A 14660-nucleotide genomic window follows, 5' to 3' on the forward strand; every position below is an offset into this window, starting at 1 on the left:
ATGAGTTATTTTGTACGAGATAATGAAAAGAAAACGCTAGCGATAATGTTCTTTTTTTCGCTGGTTTTTATATATCCATTAATGCATTATGGGTTGTATTTTAGAGATGATCTACATAGATCAATTAATGGGTACTATGGGTGGGGTGTTCTAGGTAGACCATTGGCAGATATAGTAATAATGCTAGCATCATCAAGTGGGGATAAACTTCTAGACATATTCCCTTACAACCTTATCATTTCAGCTTTCTTCATTGCGCTTGCATGTCTTTATTTACAAAGATTTCTTTTACAAAAAGGTGTTCCATCAGCCACATTTTGTGCCTCGTTGATTATATTCAACCCTTACTTTCTTCAGAATTTTGCTTACAGATTTGATTCATTGGGTATGTCCCTAGCTCTTTTACTTAGTCTTTGCTCATACACTTACTCACATGCAAACATTTATATAAGCACAGCCTCAAAGATAGCGATGGGTGTTGCATCCCTATCTTTATATCAACCATGCGCCAATATATATATTGGCTTAATAGCCGTAGAGTCTGCATCATTACTTATTAATAGTAGATCTACTTTAAAGATATTTGCAAAAACAATTTTCCTTAGATGTGTGGTTTTTATATCTTATTACATAATTTATTACATTAGTGTAGCTAATATTTGGGGGGCTTCAAATAAAAGAGCACAATTAATATCACTTGACCACAAAGGAATAGATCAGGCTTTTGGTACATTTCATAGAATAAATTCACTAATAGAGCAATTTATAACAGGCCATACGATATATTATTTTCTAATTCCTTTATTTTTCGTCTTAATGGCTATCATTAAATCTCTTTACATTGATAGAGATTCTTTGTTTTTTAGGTTACTAACAATTGCAACTATTATTTTTTCATTGTACATATCATTACCAGGACCAACTATTTTATTGGCTGATGCTCCTGTATTCCCAAGAACATTTGTTAGTTTTTCGTGTTCTTTCGTAGTTTTAGCAATACTAATTTCTTATTTATCAGTTAAAATAAAGTTTATAGCTTTAATTCCAATAGTTACTGTTCTTTCATTTAGCGCTCAAATGTCAAACGCATTAAATGCGCAAAGGGAGTTTGAAGATTATGTTATTAGTATGGTAGCCCACGATTTAATCAACATTGAAGGAATTAAACAAATAAATACAGTGGGGAAAATCCGGCTTAATAAGAGAGCGGAGTTATTGGCAAATGATAGACCATTAATCTATCATTCAGTAAGCAGATCTAGTGAGTTTCTAATAACATACCAAATGGTGAATAAAGGACTCATCGGCGTTAGTGAGGGTTATGGCATAGAGTCAAAAAATAAGGATATGGCTCTGTCTTTCAAAAAAGAAGGTATTTTACCATTGATTAAAAATATTGAATATTCAATATATATTAAAGATGGGATCGCTGTAGTAGTTTTCGATAATGCTATTTAATTATTTCTAGTAAGGTTCCATTTATCATGCTTGTCACATATTATATGTGGCAAGCATGATCACTAATAACTGGTTAAAATAAAACCATCATCTAAATTTAAACAGTTTAGAGTAATCTCCGTTGTTGAACCTGCCAATAGATATCATAAATATGGCAGGAATAGCAGATGTTATTGTTGTAGAAGCCATGCTAAGTATAAGGGCCTGGCTTGTCAGACCTGAAATGTCCTTTTCTATGGTAAATCCAGCACTGACAGGCGATGTAATATCATAGTATGCTATTGGAGAACCATTTCCGTTTATAGTAAACTTACCTCCACTAGAAAAGTTTTCCATTATAAGAACATGAATTTTAATGTTTGTTGCTCCTGGTGGAAGATACACTGCATCATATAATGAACTAGTTGTATTTAGCATAAATTTAGCTCTAAAAACTGTATATGGTATTGCATACAGAGTTTGCGCCCAATTTGCCTCACTCTGATATTGTGTAATAATTTCAGAGTTTCCCCCTAGGATTCTAAATCCACCAGAACCAGAGAATACACTATTAAATGCATCAACCGCTTTCGAGAAGTTAGTAATGCATACTGGTTTTTCTGACTCGTTTATGAATTGCTCTCTTGAAAAGAGTGTTACTGAATTAATAACTGTGCTTTTGAAGCCTCCTATATCATCAGGGCTTAAAAATCCATACCCATTGGAACCATCAGATACGCCATTAAACTCAGTATAATAACTTCCAAATTCGTTTGAGGATCTCGGTGAGGTTTCTATCCATCCAAAACCAAAGTTTTGCTCTGACTGAATATTATTATATGTACACCCATTGCTACGCGTAATCAGGCCAGCGCCTTTATATCTTGTAGGTGAACCAGCATCAGGCACAAAGTCATGTGTCAGGCCATTAGTATGCGTCCTAATTCTGCTGAAGTTTACCGACTGAACTCCGAGATCTCCGGTTTCACCAACTATCGGGTAGCCTATCACAACTCCCTGCCCATAATTATCATGGGCGACAATGGTTCCAAATGAGCAGAACCATGATTGATAAATGGCAATACCACACTCCCTGGCTTTTATTGCTGTTATTTGGTCGCAATGTGATTCATTAGTAAAATATCTGAAATAAAATCCATGAGTCGCCTTATTGTCAGCGTCAACCATTAAGTTGGATATTCTTACTCCGTTTACTGGTTCTGTGGGAGTTTCACCTACTGGAGACCTAGAACATCTTATGACTGCTTTTTTTGTAGAAACCGGGCCTATCCACTTTATGACCGTACTATAGGCGTTTCCTGAGGCAAGAGAGTTTCCATATCCACATATTTCCAAGCCATCCGCTGGAATAAACTCATCAGAAACACCAACTATCCCGGATGGAAGGACTAGCCTTTTTTTATGGTAAGCAGCAAATGATGATGCTGAATTCAATTTAGATAAAACATCACTTCCACCTGTTAAATCTGGTCCCCACCACTTAAAATAAACATCACCTTCGAAATTTCTTTTCCATCGCCTACCGACGGAATCAATTAATGTTGTGCCATCATTGTCAGGTGATGTTGTATCGAAGGGGTCTACCTCAAAAAAACCACACCCTCCATCAAAGTTATTTTCTCTACCGTAACAATAACATTTAATCAATTCTCCTGAATATGATCGAATAAGACTATAATTAGCCCCTCCAATATATCCAAATCCCATTGCGCTAGATAACGATATTTTAAATTGGTCTGGATCATAATTAAGCACATTTGGATAGTAGAACTGCTGCGTATTATATGCGTCATACACAGCCATGGAATGCCCTTCAACGGTCACAAATTTCGCAATCTGTCCGTTATATACTGGGTACCCTCCAGCGTTGATGATAAGCGGCTGAGCTACTGGTACATGGCTACCATCCTCATTCTCAAGATAAACCTGAATCTGGTTCGCAGGACTTACCGGGTCAGTATCAATCTTACCGATATAAACTTTACCATTAGCGTTGGCTTTAAATGAACGAGCCAATGTGAATAACTGAGCTGGTTGGCTCACGACGATGTTAGGTACGATATCTGGCATTGCTGTTCTCCAGGCGCAGCAAATCCGCAGAAGCTAAAACTTGCGCGGCTTTGCGTTAAATTTGGGTTATAATTGATTAAAAATAAGGAGGCTTTATGGAACGTGATTTGCTTAACTTCGCTTTATTACTCTGCGGCATCGTAGTTGGTAGACTGCTATTCGCTTAATGCTTCAGATTTTGCACCTTGAGCAACAGAGTTAACCGCTCTCTCAACTTCAGCTAACGCTTTTTCAAATGCGGTAGAACCACGTGGCGTGTTAGCCAGACGAAGCATTGCGTTTCGTGCCGGTTCACTCTCATACATTCTCGCCAGCAATCCATAACCACCACCGGCTCCTACTAGAGCTGGGTTTGTTGCAGTTCCAATCCCTAAGATGAATGGGATTGTCTGCTGGCCTGTTGGCGTTGTTACCCCAGCCTGTCCTGCCCGCTTGGTTGACTCAAGATAGTTCTTCAGCCCTTTCAGATACGCAGCATCACGTCCCTTAAAAGCGATTCCAGTCTGGTTAGACATCAGATTAACCTGGCGCAGGAATTGGTCTGGAGATCCGCCTGATTTCTCCATTGCTTTTCCTATGATGCCGTTACGCATTTGTGCGCGCCCCACCTGACCGACTGATCGGTACAGATTTTGAACCTCCGATTTATTCTTGCTGAAAAGCATGTTGTTGACCACTTCAGGGGTTAGATCCCCTTTCTGAAGAACTGTCTTCAACCTGGTGTTTTTAAGCTTTTCAGCTTCATTAGCCCAAATTGCGTCAGCTTGTTTTAGCTTGTTTATTGTCTCATTACCAAGTGACTGTCCTACAGCCTGATGCATATCCTGAGTTAGAGCATTGTAGACACGGTTAACAGCAGCCTCTGACTTGTTCATGAACTTAACACGCTCACCTTTAACGTCCTGTCGGAACTGAGTTCTGAGGTCTCTAAGCAGCCTGAAATCCACATTTCCGCTATCGAGCTCATTGCGATACGCCTGCAATTTAGAAATGGTTTCAGCGTCGGATACGGTTCCAAGGCGCTGCATATTTGCTAACTCTTCATCAATCTGCTGAATTGCCCTGGATGGCTGCACATTAAGATTTCCTATTTGGCTTTCGACATTTTGAATACGGCTACCTGCCGCCTGTCTGATTCCGGATGCTTTGGATTTCAGGCTACCAACCACAATCGACGGATCATACTCACCAAACCGTGATGCAAATTCATCTACCAACTGACTACGCGCCTCTTGCTGGTTAGCTCGCATAGTGCTTGTTCCAGCAAATGGGATGTTTTCAGCGGTGGTCTGAGCCATGCGTCCTACGCGGGAATTTGGCTGCAAAACGTCAGTGGTATGCAGAGGAACATCAGCAGCGTTAGCGAACTGAATAGCCTGTTGCGCTTCTGGCGCGATCGTTCCGCGAACTCCACGATAAGCAGCACCGGCTGCACGTCCTAACTGGTTAATCGCCACGCCCAACACAACACCAGTCCCTAAGTCTGTTGCCAGAGCTTCTGGATTATCATGCTCACTATTTGCAGCCAATGAACCAACAGCGTTTTCGGCCAGCAAACGAGATGCTCCCTGAGCAACGCGACCAGCAATAGATGGCGCTTGCGCTGCAATTCTCTCTGCACCAACAGGCGTCAAATATGGAAGCGCTTCAGAGAATATTTTACCTTCCGTCGTCTGTGGAGTAAGCGCACCTTGTTGCAATCCAAAGTCCTGCTCAAGTCCTTGGGTCGTGACGCGTGGTGCTGGCTGATAAGTTCCGTCACCAATGCCAAGCTTCTTACCAGCCCATGCCCCGGCACTGGCGACAGCGTCAGCCATTGAAGCCGGTATATTTGCCAAGTTAACGCCAGCCTGAAGTAATCCACGTCCAGTCTCTGCTGCGGCATTGCCAAGATCAGACATGAAGCCACCTTGTTGCTGTGTCTGTGCCGGTTCCTGTGATTGTTGTGCGGGTTGTTGAGTCGTTGGAGGTGGATAAGCAGCATAGAAAGCCTGTTTAGCCTGTTCTGCATCGTTTCCGGCTTGCGGTGCTACAACTTCATTGAAGTATTGCTCCTGCGCCTGTGCTTTCTGCTCTGGTGCTAATGCCTGGTACTGTTGAGAGGCAATAACGTCTTTCCATGCCTTAGCCATTAATCACCCCATAGAGACTGGTAGCCATTTTGCTGTTGTGGTTGTTGCGCCGCCGGTGCTGCCGGTTCCTGGTAGTCAAACTGCTTCTTCACAGTCCCCAGCTTGCTTTCTAACTGAGTGCGAATTTTACCTATTGAAGATCTGAACGCGTCCTCACTCATTTTTGGACTAAGCGCACCAACAGCATCAGATAGTTTTTTACCTTCAGCATCAGACAAGGCCCCCATGCCTTTTAAGCTTGCTACCATAGGCAAGAACGTCTGTGCCTTGAAGGTATCAAGACGGGCCTCGAAGTTTGCAGCATCAGATCCTGGCACTGTTGGGAAGGCAGATCTGACCCCTACTGCCTTTGACAATCCTGGGCTTTTTTCAATCTCACCAAGAGAATCAAGCGCCGTACTGAACGTATCAACCGCACCCTGCGCTGCAGCCTGTCTGTCAGATTTTGCTATTTCTGCTTTCTGGCGAACATCGGCCTGCTTCTGCTTAAGCTCATCCAGTTTTATCTGGTTAGTCTCTCTGGCGATTTGACGATCGAGAACCTTATCCTGTAATTCGGCCCGCTGAATTTCACGCGATAGCGCCGCGTTCTGAGCGCTGATGTTTTGCCCGCGAACGGTGATATCTTGCCCGCGTTGCTGAAGAGCCTCTCCAGCCTGGTTGCTGCGAATAGTTTCGTTTAGCTTGTCACGATTTAAAGCCTGACCAACAATCTTGTCCTGGGCATTGAAGTAATCAACTGGCCCCAAGGCCGCCATGCCTAGGTGATCGGCAAACTCACTAAATCCTTGTGGGTTTTGCTGATAAAGTTGAGCTACATCCTGAGGATTTATTCCTGCACGAGATAAATCAGCAGCATTGTTCTGTAGCCACGCCCCCATTGCCTCTGGGGATGAGGATGCAAGGCGTGCACTTGCTGCAAGATTTCCAACAGTGTTCCTCTGATCCTCATCAACAAACTTCATGCCGTTCCTTACGGCATCAAACTGTTCAGGATATTGCGCAGCTAACTGCCTCATTGCATTGCGATCGCCGGTTGCAAATGCATTACCGTACGCTTGCTGAAACTCGCCCTGTCTTTTGTTTTGGTCATACTGCTTTAATCCCTGCAGGACATTAGTTGCACCCAAGACAGCCTGCAAGCCAATATTATTCCGCCCCGACCGCTCGTCATCATTATTCTGCCGAATGTATGCCAATGCCGTATCTGCATCACTTGCTCTTGGCGCATTAGAATTTAATCCGCCAAGACTTGCTAATAATGAGCCAGAATTACCCTGCCGCCACGTAGCCATTTATCACCTCAGAAAAGTAATGAACCAAGGCCACCAACAGCCCCACCAATTGCAGCACCCCATGGACCAGCAACAGAACCTGCCGCCGCTCCAGTTGCAGCTCCACCCAGGAACTTTTGTCCAGTGGATGGTCGATTAGCGTTTGCAGCTGCTGCGTTGGCCTGTTGCTGATACAACTGCCCCACATTATTCGCATATGACTGCCCGGCATTAGCCTGACCAGTTAAAGCACCCAGGCCGATATTTGCCAGGTTCTGGTAGTTGTTCATCTGGCCTGATAACCAGTTCTGTCCGAGAGTTGGAGCAATGGCTGCTAACTGGTTACCAGTTGCGGTAGAACCAAGGCCACCTGTCGCCTCTGCAGACATCAGGGATTGATAACGAGCCTGTCCCGCAAGGTCTTTGTACTGCTGCGAGTTGTAGTAATCATTGAGCGCCTGACCTTGCCCCTGAAGCGTAGATAGACCCTGGAGCTGTGAAACGTATTGCTGAGCAAGTGGCGTGAACGGAGCAAGGTTCTGCATGTTCGTTTGCCACATCTCGCGCTGCAGGTCGATTCCCTTCTGCGTTGCCTTTGCCTGTGCGCCGGCACCGCCATCACCACCCTTTTGATACACCGCTTTGTTGAGGTGCTTATTGGCAATCTGATGAATTAGCATTTAAGAGTTCCTCATATTTCGAGCGAGGTAATTGATAGAGAGTGATTCCGACGGGTTTACCATTGCTGATATAGGCATCATCGAGATGACCGACGCGCGTAGCACCAAGCAGACGGATAATCGCGCGACCGTATTTAGTGGTGTCAGGTACCATTGTGATGCTGTTCAGGAATGGGGAGTTCTGGAGAAGCCATTTGCAGAATAAGCGATGCCCGTTTAGTGCATACTCACCACGGAATCCGGGGTCATAAATTGCGTGACACTCAACAATGCTGTGCCAGAAGTTGCGAACTTCATGGACGCCAGCCAGCAGAACGCCTTCATAGATGCCGAGATATACCGCATCTGGTTTGATGTAGTATTTGTCACCGCTATCTACGATATTGCCTGTTGTTTCTGGATTATTGAGGAATTCTGCAAGCTTCACCGGGTTATCGATGAGCTTTATTTCCATTACTGTTCCGCAATGATTTTGATGGTTGTGGCCGTGAATGCGGCACCGTTGGACTGAATCGTCATGGTGCTGCCGTTAGTGGCAAGGAACCCGCCGACATCAACGCTAAAGAACGTCGCCAGCAATACGTTATCTGTGGTTGTGGCTACGTTTCTGCTGTTAACCAACGTGTCCGGAACCGCCCCGGAGAACGTTAACTGAATAGAGCGGTTTGTCGTTCCGCCAGGCCATGACCCAATCAATGACAACTTGAAATTGACAGTCTTGTTTTCGTTGTAAACAACAAGCTTATCTGTCGTTGTGTTGAAGAATGGCGCTAGCGTCCCACTGGTAGGAGTAAGAGCTTTAAGCAAAGTGACAAGGTTTGCGCCAGTAGTTGGAATGACAAGAGAAATGCCACTGTAAACCACCTCAGATTTCTTGCGCGTTGTAGCGTACTCAAGCGCGGTGATTCTTGTGGTGTGATTGGCTACGGTGGTTTGCAGCGTCGTGATGCTTCCTTCTGCTGCGGTTAGCCTCGTGTCGAGCCCATCGATATCAGTCGTGTTCTGGGTTATCCTCGTTTCGTGGTCTGCTAACTCAGCCTCATTAGCGGTAATCCTTGTCTCATGGTCGACCAATTCCGCTTCAGCAGCAGTTATTCTTGTTTCATGGTCTGCAAGAGTAGCCTCAGCTGCTGTGATGCGCTGCTCATGGTTAATGAGAGTTGCTTCAGCGGCTTCAATCCTTGATTCATGGTCTGCGAGGATGGCATCCTGCTCATCGTTCTTAACCTGAGCATCGTAAGCCCCCTGACCGGCCTCGTTAGCCTTGCCAGCAACGTTACCCAAGTCCGTACCTTGCGCGATTACATAGAGCAGATAGGACTGAGTGAATACGTTCCTTGGAAGTATGGAAGCATCGAGGCTAGTAGCCTGAATGATGACCGGTTCTTTTAATCCATCATCAGCCATTATTCTAACCTCACCTGACATCCGGATAGTGTTACTGGTGACTTAGTGATGATGCGCAGCTTGAAGCCGATGTTTTTCCTGATACGACCAACGCGCTTCCAGATTACTCGTTTATCGTAAATAAACGGCGCATTCTGTTCTATCATCTGCTCACGGCCATAATTGATGCCATCAGTTGTTGCGGACAGGAATAGTCGGTCAGCATACTGAGCAACACCGGTTGATGACTCAACTTCCAGGTCGAACACCCTTGCGTTATCTGCCTTGAATAGCGGGGTAAATAACAAGTGCTCCTGCTGTTTGTCGTACTGGCTGCTGATATCGAACTGTAGATGACCGGTTACCGCTTCAAGTTTGTCGCCGCAAGTAATCTGGTTACCTTCATACATGAAGTCGATGGCGCGATATACGTCATCGTATAAGCCAGTTTTCAGCACGCACCATTGCGGACCGTTCTGGCTTGCTGATGCGTCGTAAACCAGTACGTGGCGTGGCAGATGAATCATCAGAAGCTCATGAGCATCAAAACGCAGAGTCTCCATTACGCCAGTCGCGAGCTCATCGGCTGTGTAAGAGCGGATAATCTTCTCAATGCTGGCCGTGGCTATTGGCGATGCCTGCCCTGAACCGATGATGTACACCGATGGCGCACCTGATGCCGGGTGGCTGATGAATGCATATGAGTCTGCAAAAGGAGTTTTGCAGTAAGTGCCGGCGATACCCTTCTGAACCATCAGTGACGGTTGGGCTACGTAGATAGCCGCGCCGACAGTAGTTGTTCCGGTAAGAGAGAAATACTCAATCGTTGACGAACCGAAGCAAACAATAAAGTCTCGCCATGAACCAATGCCGATAATTCCGTCGGGCTGAGACTCAGCGCGATACTCAGCACTGTATCGGTCAGGATGTGATTCATCTTCAAGGTCAGTAATAAACCATGAATCTGAGTTATCCTTCGCCCAGGCATAGCGCCCACGAAGCCGGGTTACATCACGCGCAGAGCCAAGTTCATATTGCGTATACCCACTGCTTACAGGCCAGTTGGCGATCGTCTTCACTGTTCCGTCGTACCGGTACTCGACAACATTTCCGTTAACACAAACAGCCTGAGACGTGCGACCATGGGCCAGAGATACGCGAGACGAACCGGAAACACCACCCACCGCAGAATCCGACCGGTACAACTTACCACCCATGACGCGATATACGGCATTCTGAGATGTGTTGAACTCAGCGCCGCGAGATGTGCCAGCAACGTCTGATAACTTCGTTACACCGGGGAATGAGCGCAAATAACCGTTGCTGTTGAGCACTTCTTTAGGTGTCGCCAGCATGTTCACCGGGAGATAGTCGATGTAGTCGGCGGTTTTGAAGTTTTTACCAACGCCTTTTATCAATGGAAGCTGCTGAATCGGCATTAGTCGCTCCCGTTATCACATGGGCCTTTGCGGTGGAAATAGTTCCAGCCTTTGTATGTAGCTAGTCTGTTCCCGCTGCCGATAGGCATCCGGTTTGGATATCCGGACTTACATTTAGCGTCACGAGCGCGAGATATAGCAGAGAGCTTCACAAGTTGCTCTTTACCGTAACGCGCGGTCGTAATGAGTTTGCCGGATGCTTCCATCACGTAATCTGGCGCAATTCTGCATGCGAGATTGGTAATCACGGCATTGAGCGCATTGTTTGCCAGCCCGTGGTAATCACCAGTTGCAGGGGGAATATCTGGGTCAGCGAAGATATATCCCACGCTAATTCCTGGTGAGTCATCCCCTCCGAGCCACTCAGCCATCATCATCTCGAGGTCGTTAACTCCGTCCTCCATCGACTGAGGCTCGACATCGGTTAGCGTGGCGTTTGAAGCGACACCGAGTTTGCGCAGCGCGGCGAGAACGAGATCACCTTTCGTTGTGAGGTTCATCTGCTACCCCTTTGGTTTTGGCCCCGGCTTCTTGCGTTCTTTTACTTCTGGCTCTGGCTCTGGCTCTGCAGAATCTTTTAGCAGGTCATCAGGATGTGCAAACCAGCCAGCATCGAGATACTCCTGCAGGTCATCTTCGCTAATTATTTCAAAATCATAGCCAACGCCTTTCCACTTCTTGGTGCCACCGTGGCGAAAAACCATCTGTGTCATAACCTTCTCCAAAAAAGATGGGGCCGAAGCCCCATTCTCATTACGGTGCAGTCTGATTAGGCAGACCAACAACGATAGCTTCCGGACGAACAGCACACGCCGAATACCACACAGCGATACGGCACAGGCCGGTCAGAGTGTTGATATCACCCTGCGTTGCGAAGATGCCATTAATGCCGACGCCTGGAATGCTGAACGACTGAGTTTTCATGCCAGCAAACAGCTCATGCGTAACCGGAATTGGCTGAGAAAGCAGGCGAATGGAGTCGTCTGCCCAGCCAATGTTTGCAGTGGTAGAGGCTACGTTCAGCAGTGTTACCGGAGCGGATGCAGCCAGAGAGGTGTTAACGTTAGCGTACGCCTTCTCTTCTGCGGTCAGGGTTGCATCGTCCAACGCTACCGGCTTAGGAGTGATCTCGATATGAGTGCCGTCGATAACGCGAGTGATGGAGAAGGTCGCGTCATCGGTCAGTACGTTCTTCGCCATCTGAGACAGATATTTCACGCCAGCAAAGCTGATTTTGTCGCCGCGCTTCAGGCCGGTAGTTGAAGAAACAACAACCGTTGCCACACGGTTATCAACGTTTTCGTTATTACCGTCAGTGTCAGTAGTGAAAGCCTGTGGCTTAAACTTCTGAGCACCGGTAACAGTAACGCCGGTAACGGTAGAACCAACGACGGTAGGCAGTTTTGGTGATCGCAGAACGTCATCAAAACCAGCAACCTGACGCTGAATATTTCCGTTGTGGTACGCGTCCTCAGGAACCCGACCAAAGATGTCTCCAGCAGTCAGTTCACGACCTGCCTTGCGATAATCCGAAGGGTTCATGAAGTAGCTGATACCCATGTCGCGGTTGAGTTCGCGAGCAAACATCAGTTCTTCAGCAGATGCCAGGAAATCCCAGCCAGTCAGGCCAGTTGATGGACCGATTGAGCGAGCATCATGAACAACCAGAGAGCCCATCTCAGTTGCCTGCTTAGCAATTGCCGTCTCAATGTTGTTCGCCAATTTTTTGGCGGATGCGGCGATACGGCGGCGATAAGAGCGCTCGTCACGCATATCATCAGCTCGCAACTGGAAGAAGTCGTTATCTGGATCCCCCATGTTGCACTTAACTGACAACTCCAGAACATTGGTCTGCTTATTGGTCAGATCCCATCCTGTCTGGGTTGGCGCTTCCTGCTCAACCGGCATCCAGACAGTGTTGCTAGAACGCTGCATTGATGCCGCTGGAGGAGTGTATTTTGAGGTTTTAGACGCCATTGGCGTCAGGTTTTGCACAGTCTCGATGATTTCATCGATAGCGTAGGTGACCAGTTGGCCTTCTTTTAAGCTCATTTACGAGATCCTTTATTCAATTGCGCCTTGAGCTTGCGATATGTCTCTGTATCACCTCTTTCGGCTGCGGCATTCATCTGCTTTTCAAGTGCAGAAATGTTGGCTGCAACAGCTTGCCTCTGAATTGGTTCATCAGGGTTAGGGGCTTCTGAAACTGGCTTGCTACGAGGCTTGAGAGTTAAACGTTCTGATAGTCGAGTGAGTTCAATCAGCGCTTGCTGCCCGTCCATCGCCAATAACTGGCGAGCTTTCTCTGGGTTTGCCCCCAGGTGATACATGAGCGCTGCGGATTTCTCTGGGAAAAGGCGCATGATGTCAGTTGCTACCGGCGCTGGAACAACCTGCATGAATGCGTCTTCTTTCTCCTGATAATCAGGGATGTTGAGCTTTTCTGCTGCGTCATAGTGCTTACGTGCAGCATCGACGTATTGCGCTGATTGCTGGGTGTACTCCTGAGCACGACGCCCTTGCTCTGCTACAGCTGCGCTACGTGCATCTAGCGACTTCTCATTCCACTCATCCAAATCACTATTGAATTGGGCGAGGGCAAGAGTGCTGTCGTAGTTGTACTTAGCCAGCCCCTCATCTGACAAATAGTCATTGGGATTAGGGCGCTTTGGAATTTCAGGGATAACCCGTAAGTTCTCCGGTAACTCTCCGCGCTTAACTGCTTCAGCCTGTTGCTCGAGTTCACGCTGGCGCTTGCGCTCAATGCGACGCTGTGCAAATTTCGCGTTGGTTTCCGGGTCTTGCTTTGGCTTGTTCTCATCGTCTTTCAGGACAATCTCGAAGCCTTCTTCCTGTCCAGTTTCGCTATTGGCATTTAGCGAAGGATCGACTGCGGGTGCCGCCGCGTTATCGACGGGCAGGAGTTGTTCTTCAGTTGCCTGAATTTCGGTGGTTTGTTCCATGATTAACTCTCTCTTATTGAGGATTCTCGGCTACGCCGCCGGAGGGTGTTTGAACTTGTCGCAATAGATTCGCGAAATCCATGCGTTGTGAATGTGTTTGGTCTGCGTCTTTTAGAAGCAGGTCAGCGTTAGCGCGAGCATCATCACTACGCTGTTGTTGGAATTGGCCCATAAGCTTGAGGAATTCTCTGAACTCCGCTTGCTTATCGATATCCATGTTGTTGAATATTTCTGCAACCTTAGCTGCGTTAAGCTGGTTCTGGCCTTCAACCTTGGCTGCATCGACCTGAATCTGAGCCTGTTGGTTCTGTGCCTTAATCAACTCAGCCTGACCCATAAGCATCTGGCCTTGAGCAGCGATTTGCTCCGGCGTTGGCTCCTTGGGTTGTTGATGAGCTTGCTGAACCATCTGAATCTCTTCAGGCGTTTCAGGCTTCTTGAGACCCATCATGACGAGTTGCTTATTAGCGTACTCACGCATCATCTCGACACCTTTACCGTCAAGCAGCGTGAAGTATTGCAGCAACAGCATCTGCCACTCTGGAGTACCCTGTGGAACCTTAGTGAGCAACTCCTGAATCTCTGCGCGGTTCTGCTCCTTCATGCTCTGGAATGATGGACCGGTGTCGGTGTAGCACTCGTAACGACCACGAATGTCGTTGAGCGTTACGACGTCACCAGACTGCAGATCAACCACCTGAGTCATCACCTGCACATCTTTCTCGGTGCCGTCCTCAAGCGTCACAGTGACATTGCGCGGAACAACATCACTGCGTTCCACAGATGGAAAACTTCAGCAGGCGCACTAAGCCATTCAGAAGGAATCACCCTTAATTACCACGAGCCATATTACGAGGGATGGGCACCTAACTTAGAGATGCAACAAACATTCATCTCAGGCCCTGCTCTGGACCAAATACAACAACACCTGATCGCTGAGGAATGGGGAAACGGAACGATCGGCGGCTGTATGTATCGCCTTAAGGAGAACCAATGAGCGAACTTTGGCAACCGTGGGAAAACCTGTTCCTGCATGAAGTTGGAAGAACAATGCCTGTTCAGGTTATCGCAGAAAAACTTGAGCGTTCCGAATCGGCAATCACTCGCCAGGCATCGCGTATCGGCGCACCACTCATCAGCAAGATGACCGGCAGACCATGGACAGCAGCCGAGCTTCATCTCTTTGGCAGGTTCTCAGAGGAAGAGATAGCCACGGCAACCGGTCGTTCCATTTACTCAGTCAGAAGCAAGCGTGACG

At 47.0% G+C, this 14660-nt stretch carries 11 protein-coding genes and 3 pseudogenes; 2 read left to right on the plus strand and 12 right to left on the minus strand.

Annotated features, from left to right (window positions below; all coding sequences use genetic code 11):
- Nucleotides 1-1458 (plus strand): glucosyltransferase domain-containing protein, encoded by a 1458-nt coding sequence (locus FDX14_RS19185; protein ID WP_137350058.1) that lies wholly within the window; start codon nucleotides 1-3, stop codon nucleotides 1456-1458.
- Nucleotides 1459-1545: 87 nt separating this feature from the next.
- Here the strand turns inward: FDX14_RS19185 and FDX14_RS25505 are convergent, their stop codons facing one another.
- From FDX14_RS25505 to FDX14_RS19245, 12 genes and pseudogenes are all read right to left on the minus strand, one after another.
- On the minus strand, nucleotides 1546-3528 hold the full coding sequence (locus tag FDX14_RS25505; RefSeq protein WP_252182543.1) for a phage tailspike protein: 1983 nt from the start codon (nucleotides 3526-3528) through the stop codon (nucleotides 1546-1548).
- Between the two features lie 155 nt (nucleotides 3529-3683).
- On the minus strand, nucleotides 3684-5660 hold the full coding sequence (locus FDX14_RS19195; RefSeq protein ID WP_137350059.1) for a P22-gp16 family phage DNA ejection protein: 1977 nt from the start codon (nucleotides 5658-5660) through the stop codon (nucleotides 3684-3686).
- On the minus strand, nucleotides 5660-6955 hold the full coding sequence (locus FDX14_RS19200) for a phage DNA ejection protein (RefSeq protein ID WP_137350060.1): 1296 nt from the start codon (nucleotides 6953-6955) through the stop codon (nucleotides 5660-5662). The genes FDX14_RS19195 and FDX14_RS19200 overlap by 1 nt, the downstream gene beginning before the upstream one ends.
- An 8-nt stretch (nucleotides 6956-6963) precedes the next feature.
- Nucleotides 6964-7614 (minus strand): P22-gp17 family phage DNA ejection protein, encoded by a 651-nt coding sequence (locus FDX14_RS19205; protein WP_137350061.1) that lies wholly within the window; start codon nucleotides 7612-7614, stop codon nucleotides 6964-6966.
- The gene (locus FDX14_RS19210; protein ID WP_137350062.1) at nucleotides 7589-8068 is read right to left on the minus strand and encodes a DUF2824 family protein; all 480 of its coding nucleotides are present in this window, start codon (nucleotides 8066-8068) and stop codon (nucleotides 7589-7591) included. Before FDX14_RS19210 ends, FDX14_RS19205 begins: the two co-directional genes overlap by 26 nt.
- A complete protein-coding gene (locus FDX14_RS19215; RefSeq protein ID WP_137350063.1) occupies nucleotides 8068-9021 on the minus strand; it encodes a tail needle knob protein in 954 nt (317 codons plus the stop codon). Before FDX14_RS19215 ends, FDX14_RS19210 begins: the two co-directional genes overlap by 1 nt.
- Nucleotides 9021-10439 (minus strand): packaged DNA stabilization protein, encoded by a 1419-nt coding sequence (locus FDX14_RS19220; protein WP_137350064.1) that lies wholly within the window; start codon nucleotides 10437-10439, stop codon nucleotides 9021-9023. Before FDX14_RS19220 ends, FDX14_RS19215 begins: the two co-directional genes overlap by 1 nt.
- Nucleotides 10439-10939: a packaged DNA stabilization gp4 family protein gene (locus FDX14_RS19225; RefSeq protein WP_137350065.1), complete on the minus strand. Its 501-nt coding sequence runs from the start codon at nucleotides 10937-10939 to the stop codon at nucleotides 10439-10441. Before FDX14_RS19225 ends, FDX14_RS19220 begins: the two co-directional genes overlap by 1 nt.
- Nucleotides 10917-11152 (minus strand): annotated as a pseudogene (locus tag FDX14_RS19230) (hypothetical protein). The gene FDX14_RS19225 and the pseudogene FDX14_RS19230 overlap by 23 nt, the downstream one beginning before the upstream one ends.
- Before the next feature lie 40 nt (nucleotides 11153-11192).
- On the minus strand, nucleotides 11193-12491 hold the full coding sequence (locus FDX14_RS19235; protein ID WP_137350066.1) for a P22 phage major capsid protein family protein: 1299 nt from the start codon (nucleotides 12489-12491) through the stop codon (nucleotides 11193-11195).
- On the minus strand, nucleotides 12488-13402 hold the full coding sequence (locus tag FDX14_RS19240; RefSeq protein WP_137350067.1) for a scaffolding protein: 915 nt from the start codon (nucleotides 13400-13402) through the stop codon (nucleotides 12488-12490). The genes FDX14_RS19235 and FDX14_RS19240 overlap by 4 nt, the downstream gene beginning before the upstream one ends.
- 13 nt (nucleotides 13403-13415) lie before the next feature.
- Nucleotides 13416-14165: pseudogene (locus FDX14_RS19245) on the minus strand (portal protein); the annotation flags it as partial.
- Between the two features lie 230 nt (nucleotides 14166-14395).
- On the opposite strand from FDX14_RS19245, the pseudogene FDX14_RS19255 reads away from it, so the two are divergent.
- Nucleotides 14396-14660 (plus strand): annotated as a pseudogene (locus tag FDX14_RS19255) (hypothetical protein); the annotation flags it as partial.

The organism is Citrobacter sp. wls710 (assembly GCF_005281115.1).
GTDB lineage: Bacteria > Pseudomonadota > Gammaproteobacteria > Enterobacterales > Enterobacteriaceae > Citrobacter > Citrobacter werkmanii.

What these genes read in the sequence shown, in the direction of transcription:
- FDX14_RS19185 (WP_137350058.1), top strand. Translation starts at nt 1, where the DNA reads ATGAGTTATTTTGTACGAGATAATGAAAAGAAAACGCTAGCGATAATG.
- FDX14_RS25505 (WP_252182543.1), bottom strand. Translation starts at nt 3,528, where the DNA reads ATGCCAGATATCGTACCTAACATCGTCGTGAGCCAACCAGCTCAGTTA.
- FDX14_RS19195 (WP_137350059.1), bottom strand. Translation starts at nt 5,660, where the DNA reads ATGGCTAAGGCATGGAAAGACGTTATTGCCTCTCAACAGTACCAGGCA.
- FDX14_RS19200 (WP_137350060.1), bottom strand. Translation starts at nt 6,955, where the DNA reads ATGGCTACGTGGCGGCAGGGTAATTCTGGCTCATTATTAGCAAGTCTT.
- FDX14_RS19205 (WP_137350061.1), bottom strand. Translation starts at nt 7,614, where the DNA reads ATGCTAATTCATCAGATTGCCAATAAGCACCTCAACAAAGCGGTGTAT.
- FDX14_RS19210 (WP_137350062.1), bottom strand. Translation starts at nt 8,068, where the DNA reads ATGGAAATAAAGCTCATCGATAACCCGGTGAAGCTTGCAGAATTCCTC.
- FDX14_RS19215 (WP_137350063.1), bottom strand. Translation starts at nt 9,021, where the DNA reads ATGGCTGATGATGGATTAAAAGAACCGGTCATCATTCAGGCTACTAGC.
- FDX14_RS19220 (WP_137350064.1), bottom strand. Translation starts at nt 10,439, where the DNA reads ATGCCGATTCAGCAGCTTCCATTGATAAAAGGCGTTGGTAAAAACTTC.
- FDX14_RS19225 (WP_137350065.1), bottom strand. Translation starts at nt 10,939, where the DNA reads ATGAACCTCACAACGAAAGGTGATCTCGTTCTCGCCGCGCTGCGCAAA.
- FDX14_RS19235 (WP_137350066.1), bottom strand. Translation starts at nt 12,491, where the DNA reads ATGAGCTTAAAAGAAGGCCAACTGGTCACCTACGCTATCGATGAAATC.
- FDX14_RS19240 (WP_137350067.1), bottom strand. Translation starts at nt 13,402, where the DNA reads ATGGAACAAACCACCGAAATTCAGGCAACTGAAGAACAACTCCTGCCC.